General features: G+C 53.9%; 10 protein-coding genes and 1 pseudogene. 7 read left to right on the top strand and 4 right to left on the bottom strand.

What is annotated here, in order from left to right; translation table 11 throughout:
• From ACTH3S_RS16485 to hisF, 4 genes and pseudogenes are all read left to right on the top strand, one after another.
• Positions 1-224 (top strand): annotated as a pseudogene (locus ACTH3S_RS16485) (imidazoleglycerol-phosphate dehydratase); the annotation flags it as partial.
• A gap of 58 nt (positions 225-282) precedes the next feature.
• Positions 283-924, top strand: a complete 642-nt coding sequence (gene hisH / locus ACTH3S_RS16480) for an imidazole glycerol phosphate synthase subunit HisH (RefSeq protein ID WP_441810100.1) — start codon at positions 283-285, stop codon at positions 922-924.
• On the top strand, positions 918-1,649 hold the full coding sequence (gene hisA / locus ACTH3S_RS16475; protein ID WP_441810099.1) for a 1-(5-phosphoribosyl)-5-[(5-phosphoribosylamino)methylideneamino]imidazole-4-carboxamide isomerase: 732 nt from the start codon (positions 918-920) through the stop codon (positions 1,647-1,649). The genes hisH and hisA overlap by 7 nt, the downstream gene beginning before the upstream one ends.
• Before the next feature lie 67 nt (positions 1,650-1,716).
• Positions 1,717-2,490 carry an imidazole glycerol phosphate synthase subunit HisF gene (hisF, locus tag ACTH3S_RS16470; protein WP_441810098.1) on the top strand — a complete coding sequence of 258 codons (774 nt, stop codon included), beginning with the start codon at positions 1,717-1,719 and terminating at the stop codon, positions 2,488-2,490.
• Here hisF and ACTH3S_RS16465 read toward each other — a convergent pair.
• The 4 genes from ACTH3S_RS16465 to gpmI all read right to left on the bottom strand — a co-directional run bounded on the left by ACTH3S_RS16465 (position 2,487) and on the right by gpmI (position 7,533).
• The gene (locus ACTH3S_RS16465; RefSeq protein WP_441810097.1) at positions 2,487-3,311 is read right to left on the bottom strand and encodes a divergent polysaccharide deacetylase family protein; all 825 of its coding nucleotides are present in this window, start codon (positions 3,309-3,311) and stop codon (positions 2,487-2,489) included. The two genes, hisF and ACTH3S_RS16465, sit on opposite strands and share 4 nt — an antisense overlap.
• Positions 3,308-4,705 carry a S41 family peptidase gene (locus tag ACTH3S_RS16460; RefSeq protein ID WP_441810096.1) on the bottom strand — a complete coding sequence of 466 codons (1,398 nt, stop codon included), beginning with the start codon at positions 4,703-4,705 and terminating at the stop codon, positions 3,308-3,310. The genes ACTH3S_RS16465 and ACTH3S_RS16460 overlap by 4 nt, the downstream gene beginning before the upstream one ends.
• Positions 4,706-4,825: 120 nt before the next feature.
• A complete protein-coding gene (locus ACTH3S_RS16455) occupies positions 4,826-5,965 on the bottom strand; it encodes a murein hydrolase activator EnvC family protein (RefSeq protein WP_441810095.1) in 1,140 nt (379 codons plus the stop codon).
• A gap of 20 nt (positions 5,966-5,985) precedes the next feature.
• Complete coding sequence (gene gpmI / locus ACTH3S_RS16450; RefSeq protein WP_441810094.1) at positions 5,986-7,533, bottom strand: 2,3-bisphosphoglycerate-independent phosphoglycerate mutase; 1,548 nt, start codon at positions 7,531-7,533, stop codon at positions 5,986-5,988.
• Between the two features lie 159 nt (positions 7,534-7,692).
• Here gpmI and ACTH3S_RS16445 point away from each other — a divergent pair, with 159 nt between their 5' ends.
• From ACTH3S_RS16445 to ACTH3S_RS16435, 3 genes are all read left to right on the top strand, one after another.
• Entirely contained in the window at positions 7,693-8,109 is a 417-nt protein-coding gene (locus ACTH3S_RS16445) for a rhodanese-like domain-containing protein (RefSeq protein WP_441810093.1), read from the top strand.
• Positions 8,110-8,261: 152 nt separating this feature from the next.
• Complete coding sequence (secB, locus tag ACTH3S_RS16440; protein ID WP_441810092.1) at positions 8,262-8,756, top strand: protein-export chaperone SecB; 495 nt, start codon at positions 8,262-8,264, stop codon at positions 8,754-8,756.
• 229 nt (positions 8,757-8,985) lie between these two features.
• Positions 8,986-9,936, top strand: a 951-nt coding sequence (locus ACTH3S_RS16435) for a TonB-dependent receptor plug domain-containing protein (RefSeq protein ID WP_441810101.1), incomplete at its 3' end; no start/stop codon positions are given.

Genomic DNA, 9,936 nt, shown 5'->3' with positions numbered 1-9,936 from the left:
CCCGCGCTGTTGTGGGTGGCTTTGATGTGGATTTGTTTGAAGAGTTTTTCCGTGGCTTTATCAACCATGCCATGGTGACAGTGCACATCGATAACCTGCGGGGCAAGAATACCCACCACCAGATCGAAACCGTGTTCAAGGCATTTGGTCGTGCGCTGCGCATGGCAGTTGAAATGGATGAGCGCATGGCGGGTGTTACCCCGTCGACCAAAGGCTCGCTGTAATTAGCTACTCCTAGCCGCCCTTAGTCGCTTTTAATCACTACAGGACACCGCACTAACCATGAAAACCGTTGCCATCATCGACTACGGCATGGGGAATCTTCACTCTGCCCGCAAGGCGGTAGAGCACGTGGCCCCGGATACCAGAGTTCTGGTAACCGACAACGCAGATCAAATTCGTGAAGCCGACAGGGTGATTCTGCCCGGCGTTGGCGCCATGCGCGATTGCATGGCGGAGATTCGCCGGCTTGGCGTGGATGAGTTGGTGCGGGAAGTGTCCCTTGATCGTCCGTTCCTCGGGATCTGCGTGGGCATGCAGGCTCTTATGTCTCGCAGCGAAGAAAACGGCGGTGTCGACAGCATTAATCTGTTCCCCTCCCAGGTGCGTTTCTTCGGCAATAATCTGGTGGAAAACGGCGAGCGCCTGAAGGTGCCTCACATGGGTTGGAACGAGGTGTTCCAAGCTAAGTCGCATCCGCTTTGGCAGGGTATCCCAGACGGTGATCGTTTCTATTTCGTGCACAGCTATTACGCAGAAGCCCAAGGCAATGCTGATATTGCCGGGCGCACTCATTACGGTGTCGACCTTGCGGCTGCCGTGGCCCGAGACAATATTTTTGCTGTGCAGTTTCACCCGGAGAAAAGTGCCGGGGCAGGGCTGCAACTCCTCAAGAACTTTACTGACTGGAATGGAACATGCTGATTATTCCCGCCATTGATCTAAAAGACGGCAGATGCGTGCGGTTGCGCCAGGGCCGAATGGAAGATTCCACCGTTTTTGGTGGCGACCCGGTTGATATGGCCACCCGCTGGGTGGAAGCCGGTGCTCGCCGTTTGCACCTTGTGGATCTGAACGGTGCGTTTGCTGGCGAGCCGGTGAACGGCGAAATTGTTCAGGCTATTGCCCGCAAGTACCCGGATTTGCCGATTCAGATTGGTGGCGGTATTCGTTCTGCTGAAACCATTGAGGCTTATTTAAAAGCCGGTGTGCAGTGGGTGATTATCGGCACCAAAGCCGTGAAAGAACCCGAGTTTGTAACAGAAATGTGCAAGCGCTTCCCCGGCCACATTATTGTTGGCCTGGATGCCAAAGATGGCCGCGTAGCAACAGATGGCTGGGCGGAAGTATCTGAAGTAATGGCAACCGATTTGGCCAAGCGTTTTGCTAGTGATGGCGTGGAAGCAATTGTGTACACCGACATAAACCGCGACGGCATGATGCAGGGCGTTAACGTGGAAGCTACGGCTGCGTTGGCAGAAGCTGGCGGTATTCCGGTTATTGCGTCTGGTGGTGTGACCAACATGGATGACCTCAAACGCTTGGCGCCAGTTGCCCATAAGGGCATTGTCGGCGCGATTACTGGTCGGGCGATTTATGAGGGCACGCTTGACGTTGCAGAAGCTCAAGCATTTTGCGACACCCTTTGAAAACTCTATATAACACTCTTTATAGCGCTCTTTATAGCATCCCAAAAGGCTGAGAAAGGTAGATTGTATGGCACTGGCAAAACGCATTATTCCCTGCCTGGATGTAGATAAGGGGCGTGTTGTAAAAGGCGTGAATTTTGTGGATATTCGCGACGCTGGCGATCCGGTGGAAGTGGCCCGCCGCTATAACGAGCAGGGCGCTGATGAAATAACCTTTCTGGATATCACCGCAAGCAGCGAGAGCCGCGACACAACCTACGAAACCGTAGAGCGCATGGCGGCGGAAGTTTTCATTCCGTTAACCGTTGGCGGGGGTGTTCGTGCGGTGGAAGATATCCGCAAACTGCTGAACGCGGGTGCCGATAAGGTAGCCATTAATACGGCTGCGGTATTCAATCCGGAGCTTGTGCGCGAAGCCGCAGAGCGGTTTGGCAGTCAGTGCATTGTTGTTGCAATTGATGCCAAACAGGTTAACGCTGAAGGCGAAGAGCCACGCTGGGAAATCTATACCCATGGCGGGCGAAAGCCAACAGGCCTGGATGCCGTGGAGTGGGCCAAAAAAATGGTCGACATGGGTGCCGGCGAGCTGTTGCTTACAAGTATGGACAGAGATGGCACTAAAATCGGTTTTGATTTGGGCGTTACCCGCGCCGTTAGCGATGCGGTAACGGTGCCGGTGATTGCTTCAGGTGGCGTGGGCGAGTTACAACACTTGGCTGATGGTGTAACCAAAGGTGGTGCCGATGCGGTGCTGGCGGCGTCCATTTTTCACTTTGGTGAGCATACCATTCCCGAAGCCAAGGCCTTCATGAAGGCCCAGGGAATCGAAGTTCGGGATTAGTGTTTTTTAGCGAAAGCAGGCCGGATGGTCTGCTTTTCCCCTTCTGCAAACATCCTCTGATTGTTGTTACGTATCGCCCAAAGCCCGCTTACTGTGGCGATGGCTATGCCTTGCTCATCCAGTAACGGAAGATGTTTTTCGAGATAATCTACGGTCACCGTGTGGGGGTGGCCAATACCAACCGCACTGCCATTTTCCTTCGCTCGCCGAATAAGCTCCTTGAATTGCCGGTCTACAAACTCTTCTGTTTGCTCGTGATCCAGAAACACGTCCCGTGTCATGGTGGGGATTTGATAGGCCTCAGCAACATTGCCCGCAACTGATGAGGCAATCGTTCGGCTGTCGACGAAATAAACGGGATAGCGGTAAAGCTCTTTCATCACCCAGTCCATGGGTTTGAGTTGCTGGGTTAGCAGGCTGCCCATGTGATTGTTCACTCCCTGTACATAGGGGATGGACTGTAGGGCCCGGCGCAGAGTGGTTGTTAGGCTCTGTTCATCCATATCTGCCGTTAACCCACCTTGCCCCAAGCTAAAATTCCGTGTGTTGGCCATGGGTGCGTGCAGCATGATCTCTTTGCTACGGCTGTGAGCCAAGCGGGCTAGAGTATCTGTGTGCCGGCGATAGGGTAGGAATGCCAAAGTCAGTGGCTGATCCAGATTGGCCAGGCGCTCACCTTCGTGCAGATTGTGCCCCATGTCATCAATAATGATGGCAATGGTCGGTGGGATCTCGCTGTTGGCTGGCTCTGCCGATACGGCGCTGGCGGCCAAGCTGGTCAGGGCCGCCAGCGCTAGGGTTAGATTAAAGAGAACCTTCACTGTTCTGTGCTAGCTCCCTTTGGATTCAGGATTTGCAGCCCTTTCAGCAAATTGAGTGCTGAGCGCAGTTGGTAGTCGCGATCGGCAATGGAACCGGTTTGGTTCTCAGGCTTCGTTTGCTGATCGCCGCTTTCGGTTTCTTCATCCTGGCCGACCAAGTGGCCGCTTAGATCCGCCTCGGTAAAGAATGGCCGACCATCCAATTCCTTCAGCTCTGCGGGCTTCACTTCAATGTCTGGCTTGATGCCTGTGGCCTGTATAGAGCGCCCTTCGGGCGTGTAATAGCGCGCGGTTGTCATTTTGATAGCATGGGTTTCATCCAGTGGGATAACCGTCTGAACGCTGCCCTTGCCAAAGGACTGGGTGCCCATGATCACGGCCCGTTTGTGATCCTGCAGCGCACCTGCAAGAATTTCCGATGCAGACGCAGAGCCGCCGTTGATCAGAACAACAATGGGTGTGCCAGCCATAACGTCGCCGTTTTTGGCGCTGAAACGTAGGCGGGAGCTTTGGATCCGGCCTTCGGTGTATACAATCAGCCCTTCGTCTAGCAGCGCGTCAGCGGTGGCAACGGCCGCCTGCAGCACGCCACCCGGGTTATTGCGCAGATCAAGAACCAGTCCGTCCAGATCACTGCCGTTATCTTCCTTGAGCTCGTTGAGGGCTTTTGTGAACTGCCCACCGGTCTCCGCCTGGAACTGGGTTAGGCGCACGTAACCGTAGCCGTCTTCGATCATGCGGCTCTTTACGCTGGTTACTTTGATAACGTCCCGTTCGACATCAATCTCTACCGGGCCGTTCTCACCTTCGCGCATAATGGTCAGTGTAAGTATGGTGCCGGGTTTGCCGCGCATAAGCTGAACGGCTTCTTCCAGGCCCATGCCTTTCACCGGTTTTTCGTCGAGTTTGATAATCAAGTCACCCGACTGAACACCCGCTTGCTGGGCAGGCGTGTCGTCAATCGGCGCGATAACCTTGATAAAGCCGTTCTCCATGCCCACTTCAATGCCCAGGCCGCCAAATTCGCCGGAGGTGCTTTCTTCAAGTTCTTCATAGTCTTTCGGGGCTAGGTAAGTAGAGTGCGGGTCGAGATCGGAGAGCATGCCCTTAATGGCACTTTCCAGCAGCTTTCGGTCGTCTACTTCTTCAACGTAGGCTGCCTTGATGCGGCTGAAAACCTCAGTGAATTTGCGCAGATCGTCCAGAGGAAGTTGTTTTTCCGGATCGGGTAGGGTGATTTCAACGCGCTCACCGTCCTGAATGCCTTCCAGAAGCTGCGTGTCGCCCGAAGGGTTGTCCTGGGCGAGAGCCAGTCCGGGAAAGGTAATGAAGCAGGCCGCGAGGATGGCTGAGCGCAAAGGTGAGGCTTTGAGTGTGCTTTGGACCCGATTCATTCACATATCCCGTGGTTATTCCGATAGTTAAGCTGAGAGTTGAGCGCAAAGCTGGGCTAAATTCCCCGTTCCCGACAGTATGGCGTCAGCGGGCGCATTTGTCAGCCCCGCTGCGGGTGTTCACTTGGCCAGCCAGCGCCCCGGGTTGTCTGGCTTGCCGTTGTGGCGAACCTCAAAATAAAGCGCCGGAGTGTCGGTTCCGCCGGTGCGGCCTGCTTGTGCAATGGCTTCCCCCGCTGCAACCCAGTCGCCGGGGCTGGTGAACAGGCTGCTGCTATGGCCATAGAGTGTCATGTAGCCATCACCGTGATCAATAATTGTTATCAGCCCAAAGCCTCGAAGCCAGTTGGCAAACACAACCCGGCCATAATGAATGGCTTTTACTTCGGCTTCTTCGCTTGTCTGAATGAGTAAGCCATTCCTGCGCAGTTTGCCATCGGCATATTTATCACCAAACCGGCTGATCACCTTACCTTGTGCCGGCCAAGGCAGCTTATTTCGCAGTGATGGAAAAGGCTCAGATTCGTTGGGGGAGGGGATGTTTGCGATGGCTTGTTGAACTTCAGACAGAAGCTTCTCCAATCGCTTGCGATCAGATTCCAGATCATCTTTTTCGCTCCGCCGGGTACGAATGTCTTGATTAAGGGCCACGAGTGTCTTTTTGCGCTTCTGGCGGGACGTTTTTAAGTCTTGTTGGCGTTTAATAACGCCTTCCTCAGTTGTCGCAAGCTCGGCTCGGGTGTTCTGAACGGCGGCTTGCGTAACCTTGAGCTCCTCAAGATTTTTATGAAAAGTTTCCAGGCGTCCGACGGTGTCTCGGCTGAGGTATTCGTAGTAGGTCATTGTCCGGGCAATGTTGTCTGGGCTGATCTCGTTGAGTAGCACTTTTACAGCGGGAGCGTCACCCTCCATCCAGGCGGTGCGAATCTGCTTTTTTAAACTCTCACGCTGGCGATCCAGCGTTCGCGCCAGTTCTTGCTCCTCGCTCCGAAGCTTGGCAAGGCGCTGCTGCTGCTTTTTTACCTGTTCCCGCAAAGACCGGCGTTCGCGAGTCAGCCGGCTGATCGTACGTTCGGCCGCAGTAAGCTCTCGCTCCAACGTGGAGCGATCCTTCTCGGCATCGGCCAGCCAGTCATCGATGTCCTCAATGCGCTCCTTGAGGGCTTCAATCTGGGCTGGCGTGACCTCTTTTCCGAACGCTATCGACGCTGCACCCAGTGTAAACGTGAGTGTCAGTGCCAGTACTGCAATGAGTCGCAATGGTAAGGCCTGTTCCTGAATCAACCAATTTTGACCAGGCTGTGCCCAGTCATTTCTTTCGGCTGTTCCAGCCCCATCAGTGCAAGCAGGGTAGGAGCTATATCGCTCAGACTGCCGTCGTTTTGCAGGTTAACCTTGCGGTTGCCTGTGTAAACAAGAGGAACAGGCCCGATGGTGTGCGCGGTATGAACCTGGCCAGAATTGGGGTCTGTCATCTGTTCACAATTGCCGTGGTCTGCGGTTATCAGTGCTTCACCCCCCACTTCGTCCAGTGCTTCGACCACGCGCTGCACGCAGTGATCAAGGCACTCGGCAGCCTTAATGGCTGCGTCCAGTTTTCCAGTATGGCCAACCATGTCGCCGTTGGCGTAGTTGCACACCACCAGATCGTACTTGCCGCTCTTGATGGCTTCTACCAGTTTGTCGGTTACCTCAGGCGCACTCATCTCCGGCTGCAGATCGTAGGTCGCTACTTTTGGGGAAGGCACCAGAATCCTGTCTTCGCCCACGAATGGTGCTTCCTGTCCGCCATTAAAAAAGAAGGTTACGTGGGCGTACTTCTCAGTTTCGGAAATGCGCAGCTGGGTTTTGCCAAGCTCGGCCATGTGCTCGCCCAAGCCGTTAACCAGTTTCGCTGGCGGGTAGGCGCACGAGGTTTTGATATCCGCCGCGTACTCGGTGAGCATTACAAAGTCGGCCAGTTTTGGTTGTTTCCGGCGCTCGAACCCATCAAAACCTTCGCCTACAAATGTACGGGTCATTTCCCGGGCACGGTCGGCGCGGAAATTCATGAACAATACCGCGTCGCCATCGTTAATGGTGCCCGCAGTCTCGCCGGCATTTTGGATGCGGGTTGGTTTTACAAATTCATCATTTTCGCCGCGCTCGTAAGCTTGTTCCAGAGCTGAAAGCGGGTCGGTTGCGGTGAATTCTGATTCACCCAGTGTCATCAGGTTGTAGGCGGATTCAACTCGATCCCACCGGTTATCCCTGTCCATGGCAAAGTAACGGCCAACAATGGATGCCACACGGCCTACGCCAAGACTTTTGAGTTTCGCAGCGGCCTTTTCAAGGGAAGGGCGAGCACTGCGTGGTGGCATGTCGCGGCCATCGAGGAAAGCGTGAATGTACACTTCCTTCGCGCCCCGTGAGGCGGCAAGCTCAGCGGCTGCGAGCACGTGATCTTCGTGGCAGTGAACTCCGCCGGGCGAAAGCAGGCCCATTAGATGAACGGCTCCGCCATTGCTTACGGCTTTGTCGATTGCCGAACACAGGGCGTTGTTTTCATTAAAGGTTCCTTCTTCCAAATCCTTATCAATGCGCGTAAGGCTCTGGTAAACCACGCGGCCTGCCCCCAGGTTCATGTGCCCGACTTCCGAATTACCCATTTGGCCCTGGGGCAGCCCTACAAACATGCCGGAGGTATTGATGAGGGTGCTGGGCCTAGACTCCCAGAGCTTGTCCCAGAAGGGCGTATTGGCGTTGCTGATGGCGTTATCTTCGGCGGGATCACGATGGCCCCAGCCGTCTAGAATTATCAGTGCTGTCGGCTTGCGCAATGCTGTCATTATTCAGTCCGGGAGTAGAGTTTCGGTAAGTTTACAGAAGTCATTATGAAGCTTATCCATTTTTGCACTTTGAGGCCACAGTCGTCACCTGTATGGTCGCCTTCTGTCCGGCGAGCAGGCTGTGTATAATCCGCCCAAACTTATTTTTAGGGTCACCTCATGGATCGGTTGTTTGAATTTGTCGTTAGCCACTACGTTCTCGCCTCGCTGTTTGTGGCCTTTTTGGTCGCTATCCTGGTATTGGAGTCCCGGCGCGGCGGCGCTAAAATTTCAGCCCAGGGTGCGGTTAGTCTGCTTAACCGGGATGAGGCCATAGTGGTAGATATCCGTGATCGCAAAGAGTTTGGCGAGGGCCGCATTACCGGTTCTATCAATATCCCGCTGAATAGCCTGAAAAGTCGTGCGGCCGAACTAAGCAAGCACAAAGACAAGCAGATTATCGTCGCAGATAAAATGGGCCAGCATTCCGCTATGGCGGTTAAGCAGCTCAACGCAGAGGGTTACGCTAACGTAGTCCGCCTCAACGGTGGTGTCGGCGACTGGAAAGCCAGCAATTTGCCGCTGGTAAAGAAGTAAAGGCGTCAGCATAACTTGATCTGTGCGCCGATCTGCCGCACTGTTTCACATAACCAAGCGCCGCCAGACAGTAGACTGTTTAGGCAGATGCAACCATAACAATGGGCCTTGAGCCCAATCGACGACTCTCTACGAAAGGGAAAGGACTGAACATGGCTGAGAATCAGCAAGCCGCCGCAGGCAATGACAACGAAAACCAAGCCCAATTTGCCCTTCAGCGTATTTATGTGAAGGATTTGTCTTTTGAGTCGCCGAACTCTCCAGTGGTATTTCAAGAGCAATGGAAGCCACAGGTGAATCTGGACCTGAATACCGCACACACTAAGGTTAGCGATAATCAGTATGAGATTGTCCTTTCTCTGACTGTTACGGCGAAAATTGATGAAAAGGTCGCTTACATTGTTGAGATTCAACAGGCAGGCGTCTTTCTAGTCGCTGGCATTGAAGGGCCTCAGTTGGGCCAGATGCTAGGTGCTTACTGCCCAACCATTCTGTTCCCCTACGCTCGCGAAGCAATCGATGGTGTGGTTAACAAAGGTAGCTTCCCGGCGCTGATGCTGGCACCGGTTAATTTCGATGCTATTTACGCTCAGGCTCTGCAGCGTAAGCAGGACGAGGCTGCCGGAGAAGAGCAAAAAACTCACTAACAGTTTTTGCTCTAGCCACACCCTGAAACAGCCCGGCACTCGCCGGGCTGTTCTGTTTTTATCCTCCCTGATTTTCTCACACCTAGCTACCCTCAGTTAAATAGAAATGAATCTCATTATCAGAAAAGTCTTGATTTGAGTCAGGTATTGAATAAGAATCTAACGCATTCGTATTTGTGACTATGAGGTTCTTGTGCAATATTCTGTTCATCGTTGGCCAGTTTCCGGTATGTGTTCCATTGCATTATTTACTTTAGTTGTAGTGCCGGCACCGGTACATGCCGCCGGTTACCTCGATGAGTTGGTAATTACTGGAACGCGCAGCGAGCGAACGGTTCTAGATACTCCAGTGCGAACTGAGGTTGTGACCGCCAATGAAATCGAGCAAACCCATGCCCGGAATCTTAAAGAAGCATTGATTAACGTGCCTGGATTGCAGCTGCGCGAGATACACGGCAAGCCCGGTTATGAAGTGTGGATGCAGGGCATTGATGCGGATCGTGTGCTGGTGCTGGTGGATGGAATGCCTATGAGTGCAACCACTGGCTCTGCCGTAGATGTGAGCCAACTTGCTGTGCTGGATATCGAGCGGATTGAGGTGGTGAAGGGGGCGGTTTCTGCCCAGTACGGTAGTGCTGCCATGGGGGGCGTTGTAAATGTGATTACCCGTGGTGTGAATAAGGGGGTGAAAGGTGTCTTTTCGGCTGATGCAGGCACCTATGGTGATCAGAACCCCTCCGGTGATAAATGGGATGCGGCTCGTTACAGCGGTCGTGCAGTGGTCTCGGCGGGTAATAAGCGCTGGGGTGTGCGAGTGTCCGGTTCGTCACAACACTCTGACGGTATTGATCCGCAACCTGAAACCTGGGCCCGCCCTGGGGATGAATATGATCGCAGTGATGCCACCGTACGTGTGGATTGGCGACCTACGGGGAATAGCGAGCTGTCCTGGTCTGGTTCGGTATTTGATGAACATTCCGGTTCTCGCTTCAGCACGCTTCCAGGCGGCACGATCAATCAAGGTAAGGATGAGGAAGTGCGCCGCCTTCGTACTCAGTTGTCGGGTGACCACCGTGACGGGAGTGGCTTGCGGGGCCATTGGGCACTGTTGCATGAGCAGCTGAATGACGATACCTCCAAGTACTCTGTTGCCGGCACATTCGATCGGCGCGAGGCAGAT

Origin of the sequence: Marinobacter sp., assembly GCF_052094685.1 — a bacterium.
In the GTDB taxonomy this organism is placed as follows: Bacteria; Pseudomonadota; Gammaproteobacteria; order Pseudomonadales; family Oleiphilaceae; genus Marinobacter.
The sequence above is the reverse complement of the archived record's forward strand: the minus strand, read 5'-3'. Positions and strand labels throughout refer to the sequence as shown.